The sequence below is a fragment of the Bacillus sp. FJAT-49736 genome (assembly GCF_018343615.1).
GTDB lineage: Bacteria > Bacillota > Bacilli > Bacillales > Bacillaceae_C > Margalitia.
The window spans coordinates 31,809-56,155 of sequence record NZ_JAGYPI010000005.1 but is presented as its reverse complement, the minus strand read 5'-3'; the positions used below and the strand labels follow the sequence as shown (position 1 = coordinate 56,155).

At 36.5% G+C, this 24,347-nt stretch carries 19 protein-coding genes; 14 read left to right on the top strand and 5 right to left on the bottom strand.

Annotated elements, in window-relative coordinates; genetic code table 11:
- Positions 1 to 79: 79 nt before the first annotated feature.
- Entirely contained in the window at positions 80 to 1,510 is a 1,431-nt protein-coding gene (gene aspA, locus KHA87_RS20060) for an aspartate ammonia-lyase (protein WP_213095922.1), read from the bottom strand.
- Between the two features lie 344 nt (positions 1,511 to 1,854).
- Between aspA and glmS the strand changes: the two genes are divergently transcribed.
- The 5 genes from glmS (at position 1,855) to KHA87_RS20035 (ending at position 7,275) form a co-directional block, all read left to right on the top strand.
- A complete protein-coding gene (glmS, locus tag KHA87_RS20055) occupies positions 1,855 to 3,684 on the top strand; it encodes a glutamine--fructose-6-phosphate transaminase (isomerizing) (RefSeq protein ID WP_213095921.1) in 1,830 nt (609 codons plus the stop codon).
- 290 nt (positions 3,685 to 3,974) lie between these two features.
- Positions 3,975 to 4,151 (top strand): hypothetical protein, encoded by a 177-nt coding sequence (locus tag KHA87_RS20050; protein WP_213095920.1) that lies wholly within the window; start codon positions 3,975 to 3,977, stop codon positions 4,149 to 4,151.
- A gap of 191 nt (positions 4,152 to 4,342) precedes the next feature.
- Entirely contained in the window at positions 4,343 to 4,486 is a 144-nt protein-coding gene (locus KHA87_RS20045; protein ID WP_213095919.1) for a hypothetical protein, read from the top strand.
- A gap of 1,138 nt (positions 4,487 to 5,624) precedes the next feature.
- The gene (locus tag KHA87_RS20040) at positions 5,625 to 6,149 is read left to right on the top strand and encodes a GNAT family N-acetyltransferase (RefSeq protein WP_213095211.1); all 525 of its coding nucleotides are present in this window, start codon (positions 5,625 to 5,627) and stop codon (positions 6,147 to 6,149) included.
- Positions 6,150 to 6,789: 640 nt separating this feature from the next.
- On the top strand, positions 6,790 to 7,275 hold the full coding sequence (locus tag KHA87_RS20035) for a hypothetical protein (RefSeq protein WP_213095212.1): 486 nt from the start codon (positions 6,790 to 6,792) through the stop codon (positions 7,273 to 7,275).
- A 184-nt stretch (positions 7,276 to 7,459) separates the two neighbouring features.
- Here KHA87_RS20035 and KHA87_RS20030 read toward each other — a convergent pair whose 3' ends face one another.
- The gene (locus KHA87_RS20030; protein ID WP_213095213.1) at positions 7,460 to 8,890 is read right to left on the bottom strand and encodes a VWA domain-containing protein; all 1,431 of its coding nucleotides are present in this window, start codon (positions 8,888 to 8,890) and stop codon (positions 7,460 to 7,462) included.
- Between the two features lie 201 nt (positions 8,891 to 9,091).
- On the opposite strand from KHA87_RS20030, the gene KHA87_RS20025 reads away from it, so the two are divergent.
- The 3 genes from KHA87_RS20025 to gntK (KHA87_RS20015) all read left to right on the top strand — a co-directional run bounded on the left by KHA87_RS20025 (position 9,092) and on the right by gntK (KHA87_RS20015) (position 13,255).
- Positions 9,092 to 9,973, top strand: coding sequence for an aminoglycoside 6-adenylyltransferase (locus KHA87_RS20025; protein ID WP_213095214.1), 882 nt, complete (start codon positions 9,092 to 9,094; stop codon positions 9,971 to 9,973).
- A 306-nt stretch (positions 9,974 to 10,279) separates the two neighbouring features.
- Entirely contained in the window at positions 10,280 to 11,596 is a 1,317-nt protein-coding gene (locus tag KHA87_RS20020; protein ID WP_213095215.1) for a GntT/GntP/DsdX family permease, read from the top strand.
- Between the two features lie 117 nt (positions 11,597 to 11,713).
- Positions 11,714 to 13,255, top strand: a complete 1,542-nt coding sequence (gene gntK / locus KHA87_RS20015) for a gluconokinase (protein ID WP_213095216.1) — start codon at positions 11,714 to 11,716, stop codon at positions 13,253 to 13,255.
- Positions 13,256 to 14,537: 1,282 nt separating this feature from the next.
- Here the strand turns inward: gntK (KHA87_RS20015) and KHA87_RS20010 are convergent.
- Positions 14,538 to 15,317, bottom strand: coding sequence for a MurR/RpiR family transcriptional regulator (locus tag KHA87_RS20010; RefSeq protein WP_213095217.1), 780 nt, complete (start codon positions 15,315 to 15,317; stop codon positions 14,538 to 14,540).
- A gap of 118 nt (positions 15,318 to 15,435) precedes the next feature.
- Here KHA87_RS20010 and gntK (KHA87_RS20005) point away from each other — a divergent pair, with 118 nt between their 5' ends.
- Entirely contained in the window at positions 15,436 to 16,974 is a 1,539-nt protein-coding gene (gene gntK, locus KHA87_RS20005) for a gluconokinase (protein ID WP_213095218.1), read from the top strand.
- Positions 16,975 to 17,311: 337 nt separating this feature from the next.
- Complete coding sequence (locus KHA87_RS20000) at positions 17,312 to 19,249, top strand: heavy metal translocating P-type ATPase (protein WP_213095219.1); 1,938 nt, start codon at positions 17,312 to 17,314, stop codon at positions 19,247 to 19,249.
- Positions 19,250 to 19,301: 52 nt separating this feature from the next.
- Here KHA87_RS20000 and KHA87_RS19995 read toward each other — a convergent pair whose 3' ends face one another.
- Positions 19,302 to 19,760 (bottom strand): GNAT family N-acetyltransferase, encoded by a 459-nt coding sequence (locus KHA87_RS19995; RefSeq protein ID WP_213095220.1) that lies wholly within the window; start codon positions 19,758 to 19,760, stop codon positions 19,302 to 19,304.
- Between the two features lie 253 nt (positions 19,761 to 20,013).
- Between KHA87_RS19995 and KHA87_RS19990 the strand changes: the two genes are divergently transcribed.
- From KHA87_RS19990 to KHA87_RS19975, 4 genes are all read left to right on the top strand, one after another.
- Positions 20,014 to 21,207, top strand: a complete 1,194-nt coding sequence (locus KHA87_RS19990) for an MFS transporter (protein ID WP_249310540.1) — start codon at positions 20,014 to 20,016, stop codon at positions 21,205 to 21,207.
- Between the two features lie 145 nt (positions 21,208 to 21,352).
- Positions 21,353 to 21,742 (top strand): hypothetical protein, encoded by a 390-nt coding sequence (locus KHA87_RS19985; protein ID WP_213095221.1) that lies wholly within the window; start codon positions 21,353 to 21,355, stop codon positions 21,740 to 21,742.
- A 283-nt stretch (positions 21,743 to 22,025) separates the two neighbouring features.
- Positions 22,026 to 22,748 (top strand): nucleotidyltransferase domain-containing protein, encoded by a 723-nt coding sequence (locus KHA87_RS19980; RefSeq protein ID WP_213095222.1) that lies wholly within the window; start codon positions 22,026 to 22,028, stop codon positions 22,746 to 22,748.
- Positions 22,749 to 22,763: 15 nt separating this feature from the next.
- On the top strand, positions 22,764 to 23,441 hold the full coding sequence (locus KHA87_RS19975; protein WP_213095223.1) for a hypothetical protein: 678 nt from the start codon (positions 22,764 to 22,766) through the stop codon (positions 23,439 to 23,441).
- A 250-nt stretch (positions 23,442 to 23,691) separates the two neighbouring features.
- On the opposite strand, the gene KHA87_RS19970 is transcribed toward KHA87_RS19975, so the two are convergent.
- Entirely contained in the window at positions 23,692 to 24,249 is a 558-nt protein-coding gene (locus tag KHA87_RS19970; protein ID WP_249310542.1) for a sugar O-acetyltransferase, read from the bottom strand.
- Between the last annotated feature and the right edge of the window lie 98 nt (positions 24,250 to 24,347).

Here is a 24,347-nt window from a genome sequence, read left to right as displayed (position 1 = left end):
ATCTCCGTTTATTTAGTATTAGCCTATATCAAAAAAGGTGAGCAATAATTTCATTCGATCCGAGTATACTTAGAATGAATTACTTTCCCTCCAGCAAGGAAGCTCCTGCAATACCAGGATGCGTCATTTCGTATGGATCCAAGATTAGATTTAGCTCTTCTTCTGTCAATACATCATATTTCAAGCATAGCTCGCGAATTGGTGCACCAGTTAAAATGGCTTCTCTTGCAATTCGAGCTGCAACTTCATATCCAATGTGAGGATTTACCGCGGTAATAACTCCAACACTTTTCTCAACATATTCCTTTAATCTATCTTCATTTGCTTTTATATCTTTTAAGCAGTGATCTGTAAAAGTACGGAAAGCATTATTCATAATGCTGATCGACTGCAATAAATTAAATACCAGCACTGGCTCCATTACATTTAATTCTAATTGGCCTGCTTCGGAAGCAAGACAAATCGTATGATCATTACCAATAACTTGGAATGCTACCTGATTGATTACCTCTGCCATCACTGGATTCACTTTTCCAGGCATAATGGAGGATCCAGGCTGCCTTGCTGGTAGTGTAATTTCTCCTAAACCAGCTCTTGGGCCAGAAGCCATTAGTCGCAAATCATTTGCAATTTTGGACATATTGATCATACAAATTTTGAGAGCGCCTGACACTTCCGTATAAGCATCTGTATTTTGAGTTGCATCGACAAGATGTTCAGCACCTACAAGAGGAAGGCCGCTGATGTCTGCAAGATGCTTCAGCACTAATTCAATATAACGTGGGTCAGCATTTAATCCAGTTCCAACTGCAGTTGCCCCCATGTTTAATTCATATAGATGCTGGCGTGATTGTTTAATCCGTTTGATGTCACGTTCCACTACCCGGCTATATGCTTCAAACTCTTGTCCAAGTCGAATTGGGACAGCATCCTGAAGATGAGTACGCCCCATTTTAATAACATTATTAAATTCTTGAGCCTTTTGATGAAAAACAAGATGCATTTCTTCCATTGTTCCAAGCAATTTTTCTAAAAGTCTAAGCACGGCAATATGAATAGCAGTAGGAAAGGCGTCGTTAGTAGATTGAGACATATTAACATGAGTATTTGGACTGCAGTGAAAATAGTCGCCTTTTTCCTCTCCAAGTAATTCAATGGCACGGTTAGCAATAACTTCATTGATATTCATATTAATGGAAGTTCCAGCTCCGCCTTGGATAGGATCAACAATAATTTGATCATGCATTTTTCCTTCCAACAATTCATCGGCAGCCTTAACAATCGCCTCTCCAATACCTGAATAAAGACGTTTTACTTCCATATTAGCAAGAGCAGCGGCTTTTTTAACAATCGCCATTGCATTTATTAATTCTTCATGAATTCGGTATCCTGTGATTGGAAAATTTTCAACAGCACGAAGCGTTTGAACTCCGTAATAGGCATCAGCAGGAACTTCCTTTGATCCTAAAAAATCCTTCTCTGTACGCATTTGGCTTTTGGTGATAGTCATAATTATTTGCTCTCCTCTATATGCGAAATTATATTAACTAGTCTAATTTAATATCCTGGAACAAGTTCTTTTTTTCTCAACCTTAAGCAAAAAATATTCTTCCAATATTATTTTCTAAAAAGAAAAAATAGTATTTTCCTCAAAAAACGTACTTTCATAGTTATTATAGAACGTAGTAATAAAAAAGCAATATATAGTATTCAAATCTAGTACATTTTTCTAATATAGATTAATGGAGTTTGAGTGTTATTTTGCCAAAATGAAGAAATAAGGTGAAAGGTATCCGTCCAGGACGGATAAATATGTTATCCTTATAAAAAATCATGCTGCCTGGGGTGAATAACATGAGTGGGATCGTTGGATATATAGGAAATGCTTCGGCTGAGTCCGTTCTTTTAGATTGCTTGACCCATTTAGACTATCGTGGCTACGATTCTGCAGGGATTGCAATTTCCGACTATGAAAACATCGAAATTCGTAAGGAAACAGGAAGAATTGAAGATTTAATAGCACTTTTGGAGATGGAGCCAATAAAAGCCGGCCATCTAGGGATTGGCCATACAAGATGGGCTTCACACGGATCCCCCACAATCTCCAATGCTCACCCTTTGTGTGATGATCAAGGACAATTTTTTGTTGTTCATAACGGAATAATTGAAAATTACCGGCAGTTGAAAAATGCCTTAATAGAACAGGGGCATCAATTCAGTACAGATACGGATACTGAGGTGATTCCTCATCTACTTGTCCAATATGATACTGGAAACTTTGAAGAAACAGTTCGTAAAGTTCTGCCTTTGTTAAAAGGCTCTTTTGCACTTGCGATTATGTCCAAAAATCAGCCGGATACAATTATAGGGATCTCACAGGAAAACCCATTGATTATCGGATTTGGACAAAAAGAAGCTTTTTTGTCCTCCGATATTTCAGCTCTCCTTTCCTATACAAAGGAAATATATCCGATTAAAAATGGGGAAATTGCTGTTTTAAAAACAGATGGAATAAAGGTACAAACGATTCAAGGAGAAACCATTCATCCGGAGAAAAAAATTATCGAATGGACGGAGGATGATTTTAGCCTTCATGGATATGAGCATTATATGCTAAAGGAAATAATGGAACAGCCGAGGGCGATTAAAAATACACTTGAAGGGCGATTAACTGGAGAAGGGGTTAAAATTTTTGAGCTGGAGGCTTTCTTAAATAAAGTATTTGATTATCGAAAAATTGATATTGTTGCTAACGGAACCTCCCATCATTCAGGAATGATTGGGAAAAAAGTGATGGAAACGTTGCTTGATATTCCCGTAGAGGTCTCGATTTCTTCTGAATTTCGATATGAACATGGACCTCTTAACGAAAAAAATCTGGTTATCGTAATTAGCCAGTCCGGTGAAACTGCCGATACTTTATCCGCCTTAAAGGAAGCGAAGCTGCATGGCTGTACCACCATTGCGATTACTAATAAGAGAAGGAGCAATATTGCCAGGAAAGCAGATTATACTATTTGCACAAATGCGGGACCGGAGTTGGCCGTTCCGGCTACGAAAGCATATACAACGCAAATTATTGCATTATATCTGTTAGCGATTGTTTTAACAGAAAAATCAAATGGCCATGGAAAAGATCGAATTCCGGAAATGCTAAAAGAGCTGCACCAGCTTCCGGAAGAAGTAGAAAAAACACTTATTATGACCCAGGATGCGATCGATCAATTTGCGCAAGTGACCGAAGACCAGGATAGCCTTTTTCTGATTGGCCGTGGTCTTGATTATGTTCTCGCTTTAGAGGGGGCACTTAAGCTCCAAGAAGTAGCATACCTACATGCGGATGCTTATGCAGCAGGAGAAATGAAGCACGGAACAATGGCGCTCATTACACCAGGGGTCCCTGTGATCGCACTCTCTACTCAAAAGCACCTACGTGATAAAACAATAAGCAACATTAAGGAAATCAAAGCCCGAGATGCTTTTGTGGTTGGTGTTACTACCATTGGGGATGATGATGTTGGTGAAATTGTAGATGAAGTAATGTATATACCAGAGGTTCATCCGTTCCTAATGCCAATAATTGCAGCAATCCCTCTGCAATTATTAGCGTACTATGCTGGAACCGTTCGCGGATATAATGTTGACAGACCAAGGAATCTGGCAAAAAGCTTAACAGTGGAATGAATGTTTATTCCACTGTTTTTTTTGTGTAGTTTTTATAAAAAAGATTGATCATTTAAAACAAAGTTCGATTATTTAAAATAAAGATTAATAATTTATAATAAAGTTTGATTAAAATCCTGCTTTTACAGGATTTCTTTCTTTAACTATACGGGCAGGTTCACTAAAGAAGGTATTCTTTTATATGAATAGAATAAATGATAATAGTGAATCTATTTAAGTGTTGATGTTCCTATATAACAATCACTATGTTTTTATATGCTACTAGATCTATTAAATGGAGGATTATTAAGATGGACATAATGAGTGTTACATTTATTATTTGTATTATAGTCTTTGGACTATTAGTTATTAGTTGGGTTATTGAATCTGCAGTAAAAAGAGGTATAAACAATTCATTAGTTGGTCAATATCCCGAAGAGAAAGGTTATAAAGTTCATACAAAGGAACATAAGAGGAAATCTTTTTAGACAGTGATTTAGATAATGACAGATGAAATAAACGCTTAAAAGTTAGACCTAATATGGGTAAGAGTTAAAGCTTAATCTGCGAGTTTGGTGGCTTTTTCTTATTCAGCTAAAGGGGGAGTATAATTCAATAAAGTTTATAGTCCCTTATGGTAAAATAATATAAAACTTGTGCTGATAATTAGGGGGAAGTTATGTCTTATAATGCTGTTTTGATAGCAATTGTTGCAGGGGTTTTTACATATATTATTATGAGTACACCAATAAACCCAATATTAATAACAAATATATTATTAGGGCTTATAGCAGGACTACTGATAGACAGAAAGAAATCTTAAACCTTTGGGTGCGTTAATCGAAGAAAGATTAACGCCTTTTTTGTTGAAGTTATTGTGCTAAAGGGGCAGCATAGTTCAACAAATAAATGGGATATTTGATAAAATATCGTTCGAGGAAGGGATAGTTTTGAAAGAAAAAAACCAGCTCTGTATTTCAATATGTTTTTGGGTACAATCGGAGCCTTGCTCATTGCTTTAGCCGGAATGAGGTATCTGGTTAAAGTAAATGATAATATAGGGCATGCATTTATACTTTTTGGTTTTATATCTATGAATGGATATATCAATTACTTAGAAAAAAGAGCAGGAATAAGTAACAAATTAACTTGGATTAAATTTATTGTAGTTTTAATTTTGTTTATTTCTTTTTCATATTTCTTATATTTCTAGTTACTTCTTTTATAAGTAACGAGTGCTTTACTTCAATAGGGGTAAGGTATTATTCTTGTTCAACTAACGGGATCCTTGTCCCAACCAGCCTGAAACATGTTTATACAAGTAGGGGGTGAACAGTTTAGTTGACGGGATCGAGTCCCACGGGTGCGACATTCTACCCCGACTACCGTTATAATAAGACCATATAGAAAAAGGTCAACCAGAAATATCTGGCTAACCTTATATTACGAACGGTGGCTTTAGTTGAAGAGGAAATAATCAAACTTTATTATAAAAATTAAACTTTAATCAAACAGTAAACGGTCATTTTGATCAATCTCATTTCAAAATAACAGTTTTCTATTTGCTATTGTATATGGGAGAGAAGAGAGTTTTTTATCAATCTTTATTTTAAACCTACATTTTGTGGTCATTTTTGGAGAAGTCGAAACTTAATTGATTAAAAAGCCCTAATGAGTGGTTAAAGTTTACCAAAGGGGTAGTTCTAGATTTTCGTATGCTGTCTTGCGAACTGACTGGTTAGCATAAGAAGGTAAATTTTCATTTAAAGAGAATTTAAAAGTAAACCAGATTTTCCAGTTGGGGGAAGGAGAGATTAGGTATCGTTATAGGGTCAAAAAATAATAATCTATTTACAAGGAATAGAAGAGATGGGACAAAAGATGCAGGTTAATTAAAAAACTATTATTAATTTGTGGATTTTCAACTTTTCAAAGGAAAGTGCAAAGAGAATAGAGGGGGAGTGAAGAAAATTTACGAGGCAAGTAACCATATCATTCAGATTAAGCCTTGGGAGGATAATGATCTTGATTTACTTTTTCGTATAAATGCTCCAGAAATGATGCAACATCTAGGAGGTCCAGAAAGTAAAGAGCAGATCTTAAAACGACATAAACGCTATCTTGGGCTTGGAAATAGAGGACGCATGTTCAGCATCATTTTGTTGCCAGATTTAGAACCAGTAGGTTCTGTGGGGTATTGGCAAACTACTTGGAATAATGAAAGTGTATATGAAACTGGATGGAGCGTTCTACCATCCTATCAAGGGAAAGGAATAGCTACAAAAGCAGTAAGGCTAGCAATAGAAGAAGCTTCTAATGAGAAAAAATATAAATACATTCACGCTTTCCCGTCGGTCGATAACCCTGCTTCTAATGCGATTTGTCGGAAGCTTGATTTTCAGTTTATCTCCGAATGTGAATTTGAATATCCTCTGGGGAACATTATGCGGTGTAATAATTGGCGGTATAGCATAATTGGACAGTAGCTAACTTTTCTAAGCACAAAACAGTTATCAAAATGTATGAAGAAATGATCTAAAATGGGAACGTTTACTTAAAAGGCAGCTGAATGATTAATGTATTAAAGGAAAAAGTACTATAATCAGGGGATATGAGTGAGAATCCAAAAAATCGAATGGCTAATTTCTAATTTTGAACAAACAGTGCAATTTTATGAACAAATTCTACAATTCAAGATTTTATCAGCTGATAATTTGAAATAGGCTAGAGTGTACTGGAATTTATCAAAGATGATAATGAAAATTATCATTATTATCATTTTGCTTTTAATATCCATTCTAATATGTTTAAAAAGGCAAAAGAATGGCTATCTAAGAGAGTTGTGTTATCAATGGAAGATGGCATGGACGAAAATGATTTTGATGGACGAACTCAAGCAAACGCTTGTTATTTTGAAGTCCCAGCCGGCAATATAGTGGAGTATATTGCTTGAAGAGAAACTTCACCTATTTCTGGAATAATTCTCTAGCAAAAATGTCTTATCTATAAGTGAAATAGGCTTATCCACAAATAATTTTGTTGAAGAAGAAAAAAAGCATTTGTAGTACCATTAAATGTGGGTTATTTACGAAAATAATTATCACAATTCTTTGGGGAGTTCAAAACATGATAGAATTAAAAACCACTTTAAATAAAGAAATACATAAGAAATTGGCAATAGATTTATTTAATCATACATGGGACTTAATAGAGAAAACGGACAGAAGTGAATTAGATGATGAAACCATGATGAATTCAGCGCATGCCTCACGTTTTCATTGGGGGTTGGTAGGTACACCATTGCATTTTGCAAGAGGTGAATGGCAAATTTCACGTGTATATTCGCTTTTAGGTAGAGCAGAACCTGCATTATTCCATGCAAAAAAATCTTTGGAACTTTGTCTGAACAACAATCTTGGGAATTTTGATTTGGGCTTTGCATATGAAGCATTGGCACGTGCATATGCCACGATGGGGGACATGATGCAACGTGACGAAAATATGAAACTTGCCAAACTGTCAGCAGAACAAGTACAAAAAGAAAACGATAAGGTATGGTTACTGAAAAATGTTAATACAGTTATCTCACTTTCTCTTCCAAAGTGGGAGTAACAGCTATACTAATAGGTGCTTTAGCTGTACGATTTCAAAAATAAACGACCCACTAAAAAAAGAGCATGCTTTGATCAGGTTTTAATCAAAACACGCTCTTTATATTTTATGCTTGGAAAAACTGTAGATAAATTAAACTTCAATTCAAACATACAATTTGGATGAATTTAGGCACCTAAATTTATTATTTCTTTCGCAACTTTTCCATTCGTTTGCCCCATTCTTCCACTTTTTTTCGTATTTTGGCAAGTTCTCGATCCTCTTCCTCATTTTTTGATTGCGCCAATTTTTTCATTTCCTCTACTACATTTTGTTGATGGTCCCCCACCAATTTCCTTAGCTGCTCAAGCTTTTCATTGGAAAGCAGATTATTCGAGCTCATCAAATCAATGGCTTGAGATAACCTATCTTTTTCATTATAGCTTGCATATAGTATACGATCTGCAAGGGCGCTTCGTTCTGTTAAGTTGGTCCAAGTTCTTCCCCAATTTTTCAGGAGTGAGTTATGCTTTTCCATCACATCATATATGCTAGGCACCCATTTCTTTGTTATGGAATGATCTAAATCATCCGATGTATTTGCAGGAATGTACTCACCATTTCCTGCCTTCGCTACTTTTTTTAGCTGACTTTCCGACTTTTGATCTACATCAAATCCAATAATATTTACCTTGCGATGATTATTTTCTTCAGCGAATTTCTTTGCTTCTTTGACTGGGTCTCCACCACATGTCTCTGCTCCATCGCTAACAATATACAATGTGATTGATCCATCTATTGCTGCAGTCTTTTCACGCGCAGTCTTTATCGCTCCTGCTAAAGGAGTCCATCCTTTCGCTTGAATTCCTTCTACCGCATTAGAAAAACGTTTCGCATCATAGTGCTGAAGTGGGTAGACTTCCTCGATGGATGAACAGGACAATATTTTATCCTCATCTGCTTGTGTTCCTTTGTGTCCGTATACATATAAAGAAATTTCATTTTGTTGGCCGATTGTACTAGCGAATCGTCCAACGGCTGTTTTAGCAATTTTCATTTTTTGCTTACCATCCACATTCAGAAGCATACTAGAGCTCGCATCAAGCAAAATCAATGCCTTGCTAGGAGTAGATGGATGGTTACTATTTGTCTTAATATCATTAGGGTCAGGCAGATACGGTTCATATAGCCCACCTTTATAATCTCTTAATGTCTCGATAGATTGAGGGTAGCTGTTACTTCCTAAATAATATAGCATGCCTTTAAAAATGGTCTCGACATCATCTGTTTCTGCTGTAAGGGCCTTTAATTTTTCTACGGTGGCATCTTTGTAATCGCCCATATCAAAATTGCCCCATACTTGTGAAGTCTCTTTTTCGTATGGGACATCCTTGGATAATAAGCCTGGAGGCATTTTCATGAGGTCTTCTAATGTTTTTGGTATAGTATAAGCCTTGATTTTCTCGAAGTCACTGTATGTGGCTAGAGTGTCTTCGTTTTTATTTTCATGAACTTTTTGACTTGGTGGTGTTTTATCTATTGTTCCTGCCTTTTGTTTCGTTGCATCTTTTGTTCCTGAACAACCTGCCATTAAGAGTAAAACGAAACAAACGATCATGGAAATCCGTTTGTACATCCACTCACTCTCCAATCTGAAAACGTAATTTCTTCCAATCAACACCATCATAACATGGTTGCAGTCCCTTATAATATCATACCTTTGTCCTATTAAGGATTTTATTAAACAGATATTAAATTAGAGGAAATACAAAGGATTTCAATCATAATTATGGAATTATTAGTATAACGGAAAAAAATCATTTATAGGGGGAAAAGAGTGAGAAGCGAGAAGGAAATGTTTGATCTGTTATTAGGAATAGCAAGGGAAGATGAACGAATTCGTGCTGTGTATATGAATGGTTCCAGAACCAATCCCAATGTTCCAAGGGATATTTTTCAAGATTACGATATTGTCTATGTAGTGACGGAAACGGGCTCTTTTATAAATGATGCAAACTGGATTCAAATTTTTGGAGAGTTGCTGATCATTCAAGAGCCAGATAAAAATGATAAGCTATTAGGAAGGAATACGAATTTTGATAAGTCTTACGGTTATTTAATGCTCTTCACAGACGGAAATCGTATTGACCTTCATATTGAAACAAAGGAATCCATGCTGGAGGGATATACTAAAGACAAACTCACTGTACCGCTATTAGATAAGGACGACATTCTACCTCCCATACCTGCACCCAGTGATATAGACTATCATGTAAAAAAACCAATAGAGCCTATGTTTCTGGGCAGCTGTAATGAATTTTGGTGGTGTCTGCAAAACGTTGCGAAAGGGATTTGGCGTGACGAATTGCCGTATGCTAAGCAAATGTTTGAATATATCATACGTGGTGAATTAGACAAGATGGTTTCTTGGTGGATTGGCACAAAAACGGACTTTCAGGTTTCTGCAGGAAAAATGGGGAAGTATTTTAAAAAGTACCTACCAGCAGCGTATTGGGACATGTATGAAAAAACGTATTCTGACCACGACTATGATAACTTCTGGGATTCCATTTTTATAGCTTGTGAGTTATTTAGAACTTTAGCAAAGGATGTAGCTGATTATTTTTCATATTCATATTCCGTGGATGATGATAAAAATATGTCCCAATATCTTATGTATATAAGAAATTTACCTTCGGATGCTAGTGAAATATTGTAAAAAGCGGTCACGTTTTTGGCTGGTAATGTAGTAGCATTTCATTTCGATAATATCATTATTAAATTTAATAGTTTGAAGAAAAAAGATTTTGGCCGAAATGTCGAAGTCTTTTTCTGCTTTTGTTTGCTCCATTTTCACTATTATTCAGTTAAGAAAAAAATTTTCAAAAAAGTATTGATGAAAGAAATTTTCTTTCGTATAATAAGCTTTAGAATTGAAAGTGCTTTCATTTTAAAGTTTCCACTACTGGTAATAATGAAAGTGAAGTCAATGTCTGTTTGTATTAGAAAGAGGAGGGGGAAAATAATGACACATTTAGTTGTAGCACTTCTATCTATTATTATTGTTATTATTGGAGTTACATGGTTTAAGTGGCATGCATTTATTAGTTTAACCATTGCAACCTTGTTTTTGGCTATTTTTTCAGGATTATCCCTAGATAAGATTGTTTCTGGAATCGAAACAGGGGTAGGGGGCACCTTAGGTCACTTAGTTGGCATTTTAGCCCTTGGTACGATTTTAGGAATGCTAATGGCTGAGTCAGGAGCCGGATTACAGGTTTCTAATTTCTTTGTCCGTACTTTCGGTGTGAAGAGATTACCGTGGGCAATGCTTCTTGCGGGATTTATTACAGGTATTCCGGTGTTTTTTGAAGTGGGAATTTTAATTGTTCTTCCATTGGTTATTTCAATGTACAAAACATCCAAGCAAAACCTTCTGCTTATTGGGTTACCAGCTGTAGCGGGTTTATCGATTACACATGGTTTAGTTCCACCACATCCAGGTGCTGTAGCAGCGATTGGTATCTACAACGCAAATATGGGTAAGGTTCTTTTATATTCACTTATCATTGCGATTCCATCTGCTATTATTGCGGGACCATTATTTGCAAAATGGATTAGTAAGCGTATTATACCGGAAAACGAACCAGAACTAATTAAAGTGGAAGAAAAGAAGAATCTTCCTGGAACTGGAACATCTTTTTTTGTAATCTTACTTCCAGTTATTCTTATGGTTTTTTCAGCAATTGTTCCATTTTTCGGTTTCTCAGATGGTATGAAAAAGTTCTTCACTTTTATCGGAAGTCCATTAATTGCTTTATTGATTTCCGTGTTTGTAGCTATGTATTTCCTTGGCTTCCGTCAAGGCTTGAATAAAAATCGTATGAAAACCTTGGTTGAGGAATGCTTCCTACCAGTTGGTTCTATCATTGCTATTATTGGAGCCGGCGGTGGATTTAAGCAAATATTGATTGATAGTGGCGTAGGTAATACAATCGGTGAAATGGCACAGCATTTTTCGTTATCACCATTAGTCCTTGCCTTCATTATTGCCGGTTTAATCCGTATTGCTACAGGTTCAGCTACTGTTGCTCTAACAACAGCGGCAGGAATTGTTTCACCGATCATTCAGCATATGACTGGAGTTAACCTTGAATTATTAGTAATAGCAACCGGTGCTGGTTCCTTAATGTTCTCACATGTTAACGATGCCGGATTCTGGATGGTAAAAGAATATCTTGGCCTAAGTGTTCCGGAAACATTAAAAACATGGACAGTGTTAGAGACTATTCTATCATTTGTTGCTTTTGGTCTTGCGTTAGTACTAAATGCAATTATCTAATATGTTTATACTGGCTAAGGTTAGTTTATACCTTAAGCCAGTTTTTCTTGTTTAAGATAGAAAAAATTTTTTATTTTGCAAAATATAATTGGATGCTTTTATAGGAGGAGTAAAGAAATGGGTTCAAAGTATGTCATCGGTGTAGATATCGGAACTACCAGTACAAAATCAGTGTTATTTTCTGATAAAGGAGAAATTATTTCGAAATTCGGCGTTGAATATCCGCTTTATTCTCCTACTCCTGAAACTGCCGTGCAGGATCCGGAAGAAATAATGAGTGCAGTTGTTAAGACGATTAAAGAGGTTGTAGCTACAAGCAAAGTTTCTTCATCCGAAATTGTCTGTGTTTCCTTTAGTTCAGCGATGCACAGCTTAATTGCTGTTGACAAGGAAGGAAAGCCTCTGTCACCATGTATTACTTGGGCTGATAATCGCAGTACAAAGTGGGCGGATAAAATAAAGGATGAAATGAATGGACATCAAATTTATCTCCGTACTGGCACTCCCATCCATCCAATGTCCCCATTATCCAAGCTACTTTGGATGAAAAATGAACAGATTGAGTTGTTTAATAGTGCTTCAAAATTTATTTCCATAAAAGAATATGTTTTTTACAAACTTTTTGGCGAATTTGTCGTGGACTATTCTATAGCGTCCGCAACTGGTTTATTTAATCTGGAAAAATTAAATTGGGATGATGAAGCCTTACTTGTCGCTGGAGTTACTAGGGAACAATTGTCCAAACCTGTTTCTACAACGTTCAGCCTGACAGGAATGAATTCATCATATGCTGATGAAATAGGAATTCAGAATGATATACCTTTTGTTGTAGGTGCAAGTGATGGAGTTCTTTCCAATCTAGGTCTCAATGCAATAGAGAAAGGATCTATCGCCGTTACGATAGGGACGAGCGGCGCGATTCGTACAGTTACAAATAAGCCGGTAACGGATCCAAAAGGACGGATATTTTGCTATGCTTTAACTGAAAACCACTGGGTAGTTGGAGGACCAGTTAATAATGGAGGAATGATATTCCGATGGTTAAGAGATCAGCTTGGTGCATCAGAAATGGAAGCGGCAAAAAGATTAGGAATAGATCCATACGATTTATTAACCGAAATAGCAGCAAAAGTGAATCCAGGGGCAGACGGGTTATTATTCCACCCTTACCTTGCTGGTGAACGAGCTCCTTTATGGGATGCACATGCACGAGGCTCTTTTTTCGGACTCGGCCTGCATCATAAAAAAGAGCATATGATTAGGGCAGTACTTGAAGGTGTTATTTTTAACCTATATACAGTTCTTCTTGCTTTGAAAGAGTTGATTGGGGAACCGAAAAAAATACAAGCCACTGGAGGATTCGCAAGATCTCATTTATGGAGACAGATAATGGCTGATATTTTTAACCAAGAACTATCCGTACCGGAAAGCTTTGAAAGCTCTTGTTTAGGAGCAGCAATTTTAGGATTATACAGCCTTGGAATGGTCGATTCCCTTGAGGTTGTTTCCGAGATGGTAGGAGAAAGTCATTATCATAAGCCTATTGAGGAAAATGTTCTTGTTTATCAAGAATTAGCACCTATTTTTATTCATGTATCAAGAGCTTTGCATGAGGATTATCAAAGGATAGCAGCTTTTCAAAAGAAATGGGTGCAGTGACTCGGCTATAAAAGTTTGCAGGGAATTTGTCTTTCATCCAGGTGATGAAGGACATTTTTAAGGATATTACAGAGATTTTGTCTTTCATAAGGGTGATGAAGGACATTTTCAGAGGATATCACAGGAATTTTGTCTTTCATGGAGGTGATGAAGGACATTTTCAGAGATATTACAGGGATTTTGTCTTTCATAAGGGTGATGAAGGACATTTTCAGAGGATATCACAGGAATTTTGTCTTTCATGGAGGTGATGAAGGACATTTTCAGAGATATTACAGGACTTTTGTCTTTCATCCAGGGAATGAAGGACATTTTCAAGGTTTTTACAGGGATGTTGTCTTTCATGCAGGTGATGAAGGACATTTTTCAAGGATATAGTAGGATTTTGTCTTTCATGCGGGCGATGAAGGACATTTTCCAAGGATAAAGCCGGAATTTTGTCTTTCATCTAGGTAATGAAGGACATTTTCAGAGGATATCACAGGAATTTTGTCTTTCATCCAGGGAATGAAGGACATTTTCAGAGGTAATCACAGGAATTTTGTCTTTCATGCAGGTGATGAAGGACATTTTTCAAGGATATAGTAGGATTTTGTCTTTCATGCGGGCGATGAAGGACATTTTCAAGGATTTTACAGGGATTTTGTCTTTCATCTAGGTGATGAAGGACATTTTCAGAGGTAATCACAGGACTTTTGTCTTTCATGCAGGTGATGAAGGACATTTTCAAGGATTTTACAAGGATTTTGTCTTTCATGCAGGTGATGAAGGACATTTTTCAAGGATATAGTAGGATTTTGTCTTTCATGCGGGCGATGAAGGACATTTTCAAGGATTTTACAGGGATTTTGTCTTTCATCTAGGTGATGAAGGACATTTTCAGAGGTAATCACAGGGATTTTGTCTTTCATGCAGGTGATGAAGGACATTTTCAAGGATTTTACAGAGATTTTGTCCTTCATCCGGGTAATGAAGGACATTTTTAAGGATATTACAGGGATTTTGTCTTTCATGCGGGTGATGAAAGACATTTTCCAAGGATAAAGCCGGAATTTTGTCCTTCATCCGGGTAATGAAGGACATTTTCAAGGATTTTACAGGAATTTTGTCTTTCATGAAGGAGATGTAAGCATTTCTCCATAAGAAAAAGCCGAAATAATGTCTTTCACCCGGTGGGTCAAGGACATTATTGCCGGCAAAATATGTCACTAATCAGATATGAAATCCTATCTAGAAGTCACCTCAAATTTTTCTTCGGTGAACTACTAATGTATGAGGGCTACTAACGATTCTTATTCATAAGGGAAACCACATTCATATAAAGAGCGTCTAGCAACACTAGTTGGGCACTTCTTAACGTAAGCATTCCTGGTTCATTTATTTCATTTGTAAAGGAATATAGAGCAACGTCCGCATTTGAGTTAATAGGTGATTTGGAAGAATCTGTTATACTGATAATGGCAGCACCAGTTTTTTTAATAGTCTCGAATATATCTATAGCTTCATGATTATCTTCTGCTTGTGAAATAACAACTGCTGCATCATATTTAGATAAGTGAGCAGCGGTTGTTAATTGAAATTGAGTTTCTATGAAAGCAGAGGAATTAATTCCGGCACGGGAAAATTTATAAAATGAATCTAGTGCAAGGTTAGCGGAGGATCCTGTTCCGAAAAATTGTACTCTTTTTGCGTGAAGAATTATATCGACTGCCTTAGAAATGGAACCATGATCCAATAGTTCATAGGTATTATTAAGCGCAGCAATAGTCGCTTTAAATATTAATTCGGATGGATTACTTATTTTCGAAATAGTATTTTTAGGCTCGGAATTAATAATTTCCGACGCGAGTGCTATTTTCATAGCCTGAAAACCTTTAAAGCCGACTCTTTTGGAGAAGCGAAAGACAGTTGCATCCGCAAGAGCTAAATGATCCGCCACTTCATTAATAGTTTGATGAATGACAGACTCCGGGCTTTCAAGAATATAATCTGCGATTTTCTTTTCTTTTTCACTAAGCTTGGAATAGATAGACCTAATGGTCGGCAAACAATTTTGATTCATTATTATTTCCCTTTCTAGCATTCCTACTTGGAGTATAGCATAATTAAGATGTTAATAACATTTTTATTGTAAACGTTTGCGTGAGGTAAGCAATAATGTTGTTGAAGGAGGAAAAGAAATGACTAGTAAGTATGTATTAGGTGTGGATATCGGAACCACTAGTGCAAAAGCAGTTTTATACTCAAAGGATGGGACAGTAGTTTCCAATCATAGTATCGAATATCCAATGTATTCGCCTACTCCCGAAACAGCGGAACAGGACCCTGAGGAAATTTTTAGAGCCGTTATTAATGCAATTAAAAAAGCAATTCAAAAAAGCAGCGTTCCAAAGCAGGATATTCTGTGCGTTTCCTTCAGTTCGGTTATGCATAGTGTTATTGCTGTGGATAATAAGGGGAAGCCATTAACAGAATGTATAACATGGGCGGACAATAGAAGCTCTGAATGGGTAGACAAAATAAAATCAGAAATGAATGGGCATGAGATTTACCTTCGGACAGGCACCCCTATTCATCCAATGTCCCCTCTTTCCAAATTAGTTTGGTTAAGAAACGACTTTAAAGAATTATTTAGCAGTGCGGATAAATTTATTTCCATTAAGGAATATGTCTTTTATAAGTTATTTGGCAGATATGTGATTGATTACTCTATTGCCTCCTCTACAGGTTTGTTTAATATACATACATTGAGATGGGACAGTGAAGCACTATCCGTTGCAGGTTTGACCCCGGAAAGGCTTTCCGAACCAGTATCGACAACATATCAAATGATTGGTTTGGATGAGGCTTATGCTAATGAAATGAATCTTTTGCCTTCCACTCCATTTATAGTAGGAGCAGGTGATGGAGTTTTATCTAATCTGGGTGTGAATGCTATTGACCCAGGTGTAGTTGCTGTTTCCATTGGTACTAGCGGAGCGATCCGTGCAATGGTGGATAGGCCGATTACGGACCCAAAGGGCAGAATCTTCTGTTATTGCTTAACAGAAAACCACTGGGTGATTGGAGGACCGGTTAATAATGGAGGTATGATTTTTCGATGGATTCGGGACCAGCTTGCTGATTCTGAGGTAGCAACAGCGAATAGACTCGGAAAGGATCCATATGAAGTCTTAACTGAAATTGCAGATAGGGTAACTCCAGGATCTGATGGACTGCTTTTCCATCCTTACTTAGCAGGCGAAAGAGCTCCGCTTTGGAATTTTAATGCTCGTGGGTCCTTTTTTGGATTGGGGATGCATCATAAAAAAGAACATCTAATTCGAGCAGCACTAGAAGGCGTTATTTTTAATTTGTATACTGTCCTCCTAGCATTGTCTGAGTTAATAGGAGAACCCCATAAAATTCAAGCTACCGGAGGCTTTGCAAGATCGGAGCTTTGGAGGCAGATGATGGCAGATATTTTTAATCATGAGGTATATATCCCGGAAAGCTTCGAAAGCTCCTGCCTTGGTGCAGCCATACTTGGCTTGTATAGTCTTGGAGAAATCAATTCATTTAAAGTTGCAGATGAAATGGTTGGTGCCATCCATCATCATACGCCTAATAGTGAAAACGTCTCTATATACCAGGATTTAACTCCTATTTATATTCGCCTGACAAGACTGATGCAGGAGGAATACGATAGTATTTCAGCATTCCAAAAGAAATGGGTCTAAGGTGAATTATGATTGATAACTCGATTAAGTGGAAAACACTAATTTTTGATAAGGAAGGTGCTGCGTCCAAGTGATGCAGCACTTTTTTTGTTTGGTTAATAATTAAATTTAAATAATAATAATTATCATTTTCAACTGAAATGAAAAATAGGCGTTTTTGGGATTTGTTGAAAGTGGTATTAATAATCATTCTCAGTTAGGTGAAAATATTCTCAATTAGTATTGACATTTCAGTAACGGTTATATAGTATGTATTATATAATAATTATTATAAATAAGTTTTAAAGAAAACAATGATAATCAAGATAAAGAAAAAACTTTAATATGGGGGTGTAATATGTCACAAAGTCAGCTTGCAACAACACATAATGAAAAAGTGTTAGTTTCTTCCTCCCCGCGATTTGAAAAAGTTTTTATTCATATGGAGCTCATTGCGGCAATTTTAAGTGGTCTTTTGATTTTGTCAGGGTGGTTGCTTTCCAAATGGAATCATGAAGCACTTTCGATTGCTTTTTATCTAGCTGCCTTTATTATCGGCGGCTATGCGAAAGCAAAGGAAGGGATCGAAGAAACAATTAAAAATAAAGACTTAAATGTTGAACTGCTCATGTTTTTCGCTGCCATTGGCTCTGCGATAATTGGATATTGGACGGAAGGAGCCATGTTGATTTTTATCTTTGCATTGAGTGGTGCTCTTGAAACTTATACAACGAATAAGAGTCAAAAGGAGATTTCCTCTTTATTAGGAATGCAGCCGGAAACAGCAATTAGGGTTGTGAATGGTTACGAAGAAATAGTTCATGTATCTGTGCTCCAAGTAGGAGATATGATTTTAGTCAAACCAGGTGAGCGAGTTCCAGCAGACGGAAAAATTAATAAAGGTACTACTACTATTGATGAATCTACTATTTCTGGTGAATCGATTCCGGTGACAAAAGGCGTCGGAGCAGAAGTTTTTGCAGGAACGATTAATGTGAATGGTTCGATGACGGTTGAGGTAACTAAGCCAGCAAGTGAAACAGTTTTTCAAAAAATTATTCAGCTTGTACAGTCCGCACAAAGTGAAAAGTCACCATCACAGCTTTTTATTGAACGGTTTGAAGGAACTTATGTGAAAGTTGTGCTTCTTTTAGTTGTTTTAATGATGTTTATTCCTCATTTCGTATTTGGATGGAGCTGGAATACGACGTTTTATCGAGCGATGATTTTATTAGTGGTAGCTTCTCCATGTGCACTTGTTGCATCGATTATGCCTGCAACCTTATCGGCAATTTCCAATGGTGCACGAAAAGGGATCCTATTTAAGGGTGGCGTTCATATTGAGAGCCTAAGTCATGTGCAAGCTATTGCCTTTGATAAAACTGGAACTTTGACAACAGGTAAACCGGAAGTAACAGATGTAATTGTGCGTACGGATATTAATGAACAGGAACTATTGCATTTAGTTGCATCTATTGAAAATCAATCTAATCACCCATTAGCCACTGCAATTGTTCGATTTTGGAAATCGCACAATCATGCGATGCTCCTACATCCTGAACAAATGGAAGATGTACCAGGATGGGGCATTAAGGCTAGACTAAATAATGAAGAATGGCTGATTGGCAAAAAGGATTTCGTTGGAAAGTCAGAAGCATTAGATTTCGAAAACGGTATTTCCAGAAAGCTTGAGATGGATGGGAAGACTGTTGTGTATGTGAAGGATTCAGTTGGTATTGCAGCCGTAATTTCCCTTCAGGATATGGTACGCAACGAAACGAAAAATGCTTTAAAAGAGTTAAGGAATGAAGGAATACGCACTATTATGCTAACAGGGGATAGTGAAAATACTGCTAAAAACATCGCCAGTCAATCAAACATTGACGAATACATTGCCGAATGTTTACCGGAAACCAAAGTTTCCTCTTTAAAAAAGGTTAAAGAGCGGTATGGAAATGTAGCCATGGTTGGGGACGGTGTAAATGATGCCCCGGCACTTGCAACGGCGAATGTGGGCATTGCAATGGGAGAAGGCAGCGATGTAGCAATGGAAACTGCTGATGTTGTTCTGATGAAAAATGACTTATCCCGAATTGCAGAAGCCATACGTCTATCCAGAAAAATGAATAGGATTATCAAGCAAAATATCATTTTTTCTATTGCAGTAATTATTATTTTAATTGCATCTAATTTTTTTGAATTCCTGAATTTGCCGTTAGGAGTTGTAGGACATGAGGGAAGTACAATTTTGGTTATTTTAAATAGTTTGAGATGTCTTAGCGGTGGAAAAAAATAAAGTTAAAAAGGCTGGAGGTATTACCTCCAGCTTTTTGAATAATACTAGTGAATTATTTCTGATTCTTTTTTAATTCCCATTTGAACATACCATCTACTGCTTCTGTTCTATTCATTTTTAATTTTTCTAGCACCTTTATAGAAGCATAATTATCAATAAGGCACTCTGCTACTACTTTTTCTACCTCATCATTTGTGAATGCCCAGTCGATAATTTTTCTAACTGCTTCCGTCGCATATCCCTTGTTTTGAGCAGAGGGAACAATTCCATATCCAACTTCCACTGTATGTTCAGAGTTTGGTTTTCCTTTAAAACCGATGTCTCCAATTATAGTATTCTCCTCTTTATTGACTACCAGCCACACACCCCAGCCAAAAAGGGAGTAGTCCTCTTTAAGTTTGTCTAGGTACTTATAGATATGCGGGCCAATGTCGTATTGATCTGGTGTAATAATTGATATTAATTCGTCTGTACAAGGGATAATTTTTAGCCTTTGTGTTTGTAATTCCATTTTGTTGCTCCTTTTTATAAGTTTATGATTATGTATAGAAAATCACTGATTCTATAAGATATAGAGGAATTTCTAACAAAGAGAGTCAGTCTAAAGGTATAAAATTGCAAATTATTCGTAATTTATTTAAAAATATATTACATTAGTATGGACTATTATGATAGCAGTTTTTTTACTCAATGGACTGGCCGTTAATAAAACAATACTGGATGAATAAAATATTATTATCTTAAGAGAGGGAGTTTTAGTTAATATGGACGAACCGCTGATGTCGAGACAGAAGGAAAAGATATGGACAAAGGATTTTGTTCTTATTGTACTGGCTAACTTTTTTATTTTTCTTGGCTTCCAAATGACGCTGCCTACGATACCCCTTTTTGTAGAAAATTTAGGCGGTAATGATCAATTAATTGGGTATGTAGTTGGAATCTTTACATTTTCAGCTTTACTACTGCGCCCGTTTGCGGGAAATTTGCTGGAAGCAAAGGGAAGGGGATTTGTATACTTAATTGGTTTAGCGATATTTGTTCTTTCTGTTGGATCCTTTGGGTTTCTTGCAAGTATTTCCATGCTGTTTTTAATGAGGGTAATTCAAGGGGTTGGCTGGGGATTTTCGACTACGGCTTCTGGTACGATTGCAACAGATTTAATTCCAGCATCCAGAAGAGGAGAGGGAATGGGTTATTTTGGCTTATCCGGAAATTTAGCACTTGCATTCGGTCCATCCCTCGGACTTGCCTTGGCAGCATCGGACATAGTATCATTCGAATATTTCTTCTTAATTTGTGCAGGATTAGGTCTAGTTGCTTTAATGCTATCCTCTAGAGTTAAGTATAAAAAAGTGGAAAGAAAACAGGAGAAGGCGAAAATGAAGCTAGACCTTTATGAAAAAAGCGCATTAAAGCCTGCTATTTTATTGTTTTTCCTTACCATCACATTTGGCGGAATTGCTTCTTTTCTACCTTTGTATACGGCTGAAAAACATATAGAAGGAATTCAAGTATATTTTCTTTTATATGCCCTTGCATTAATGGTCACAAGAACCTTTGCCGGTCAATTATATGACCGCAAAGGACATCAGGCTGTATTTATACCAGGGACTTTATTAGTATTAGCTGCCATGCTCTTGCTGTCTTGGCTTCCTAATAGTATGGCTCTTTATACGGCGGCGGTTTTATACGGTCTTGGCTTCGGTTCTGTTCAGCCTGCCCTTCAGGCGTGGTCGATTGAAAAAGCACCGATAAACCGGAGAGGAATGGCGAACGCAACCTTTTTTTCATTTTTCGATCTAGGTGTTGGCGTAGGAGCCATGGTGTTTGGTCAAATCGGACACTTGTTTGGTTACAGTAGCATTTATATAGCCGCCGCGATAGCTGTTTTCATCTCCGTGCTTCTTTATATCTTTTTCTTATTAAAAGAAAAAATGGGACTGGTTGAACATGGATAAATTGTTACTATCAGTGACGCCATACGTAGGTACCCTAACCTCTCTTTTTCCATACTAGGGCAAACAAAAGCATATTTTGAGTTTGCGTGAATAGGATTTTAATAGGAAAAATCCTTGATTGGAAAAAATTTAATGGGGGTTGCATATGGCTAAAGTGGACAAGAGAAATAAGGAAAACTTTTTAGGCTATGTTGTCTTAGTAATTGCGGTCATTTTTATCATTAGTTTTGTCTTTTTCGCCCATCAACAAAATAAAATAATTATGGAGAATAATATCAACGAGGCTTTAAAGCAAGAAAAGACAGAGCTTGCCTCCTATACTTATAAGCAAAAACGATATGATTATCAAGAAAAACAAGGCATGTTTCCTTTAGATAATAATCACAATTCCTTGTATAAAACTTTTTATAATATGTTGAATTTTAATTCAGAATTAGGAAACAACAGAATATATGAAGTAACAGGAACGAATAATGAAAAGTATGAAGTTAATATGGATAAGAAATTTGAAGTAATAGAATGGTATAAAAATTAAAAGTATCGAGATAGATTATATTTTGGCAAGGAGAACTAATGAAAGCTGCCTTTTCGGCAGCTTTTTATATATCCTAAGCTTTGTATCTTAAACTAAACTGCTTTTGGAGGAAAACTTTATGAACAACCAAACTAAGGTAGGTTAAGTTCTTTTAACAAAAGATGCTTTAGACTAAGTCTATATTAGAATATATAAAACAATCTTTAGGTAAAAAACGCTTATCCAAAAGGAATCCACAACTTTGTAGAAAATAATGAATTAATCAGAGAAGGGGGAAAGCGAAATGGACATTGCCAAAAGGCTAAAGCCTATTGAAGCTGCTACCTACTTCATAGACCAGCATTTTCCTAACTGTCAAGGAGCCTTATTGGCGGGAAGTGTAGTCAGGGGAGAGGAAACGGACACGTCAGATTTGGATATTATTGTATTGGATAATAGCATTTCTTCATCTTATCGAGAATCACTGATTAAATATGGATGGCCTATAGAGGTATTTGTTCATAGTATTAGCTCTTACAAACAATTTTTTGAGATGGATTATCGAAGAGCTAAACCATCTATGCAAAGAATGATAGCGGAAGGAATTATACTTAAAGACGATGGAGTAATATCTCCAATTAAAGAGGAAGCGAAATTGGTGTTAGACAAAGGACCAGAAGAATGGAGCGAGGAAACTATTAGAGTAAAGCAATACTTTATTACAGATGTATTGGACGATTTTATTGGGTGTCATGATCGGGCAGAGGGAATCTTCATTGCCAATACGCTTAGTAATCTTATTCATGAATTTGTGCTAAGAACCAATAGGATGTGGATAGGCACTTCAAAATGGATTGTCCGTGCACTAAAACATTATGATGAAGGTTTTACTAACGATTTTGTTGAGGCATTTGATATGTATTATCAAACGGGAGAAAAAGACAGGGTAATTCAACTAAGCCAAAAGGTATTGGAGCCATATGGAGGTCCATTATTTGATGGGTTTTCGATCGGAAAGGCTGAGTAAAAAGGGGACAGGGTCTTGAACAATATATTAGAAAAAGCTGTATTAAATAACGTATCATGGTGTGGAACCATTTGTGAAACACACGGTATTCAACATTTTTTAAAAGAAAATATATGGAGTGTTCGGCAAAAGGCTCCAACCTATTATCCTGAAGTCATAACTGTGAGTAGAATCACTGCATTAGAAGTAATAAAGGAAGTTGTAGGAAAAGGAAATGTGATCAGCATTAAAGATAGTTATGCAAAGCTTGACATGACAACACTAGGGTTTGAGCTATTATTTGCGGCTGAATGGATCTTTCATGCTCCCGTTTTAGAAAAGGATTCTCTCTCTGTAGGATGGAAAGAAATCACGTCTGAAACGGATTTGAAAAAATGGACGGCAGCATGTAGCCTTACAAACATAATAAGGTCAGATCTTTTAAGAAAGGATAATGTGAAGATTTTTTTACATGAAAACAATGATGGGGTATCCGGTTTTATTGCTAATTTCAATGCTGATGTTGTAGGGATTAGTAATGTTTTCTCAAATAATTATCACGATAAAAGCTTATGGAGAGAGATTCCAATAATAATTTCCACTTTATTTCCTGGTATTCCTATCGTAGGTTATGAGCATGGAGACGATCTTTTTTCAGCAAAATTATCAGGATGGTCATCGCTCGGGCCACTTCTGGTTTGGATAAAAAAGTAACTCTACATAATAAAGAGCAGGGAAAAACATCTTCCTGCTCACGTTGTGGATCCAATAAATACCAATAACACTCGCTTGCAATGGACAAGGCAATTTCCTGAAGATATTCCTCTATGGCTTTTTTGTGAAATAATGTTTTATTGGATTCTAAAATGGTGATTATATAAAATTGGCTAATGAAACTAAGAGGAGAGTTTAAGTGTGAGAAGGGATCGTTTGTCATCTTACAAATGTATTAATGCCACCACTTTTAAAGCTCTATTTCTTTTATCACTTTGGCAGGATTTCCACCAACCACCACATTATCTGGAACATCCTTGGTAACAACTGCACCTGATGCAATGACAACATTGTCTCCAATTTTCACTCCTGGATTAATTACTGCCCGGCCGCCAATCCACACATTGTTTCCAATCGTGACAGGTATTCCATATTCATTTCCTGAATTTCGCTCAAAAGGATTTACTGGATGAGTGGCCGTATATATATGTACGCCAGGTGCCATCATACAATTATCTCCAATTCGAACCTCACAAACATCTAGTATTACACAATCAAAATTAGCGTAGAAGTTTTCCCCGACATGAATGTTGTATCCATAATCGCATTTAAAAGCAGGCTCGATTACAATGTTTTTTCCAACCGTTCCGAATAGTTTTTTTAAAAGTTTTTCGCGACCAGCTATATCGGATTCTAAAGTTTGGTTATACATTCTTGTCAATCTTCGCGCGTTCTCCCGTTCGTTTATTAATTCAGGATCTGCCGCAATATACATTTCCCCTTGCAGCATTTTTTCTTTTTCAGTCATTATGGAGCCCCCTTTTACAATATATTCTAGTCCCCATTTTAACATAATTTCATCGGTGATTATTGCTATTTGATTTTTAAAATGCTTTTAATGACGTC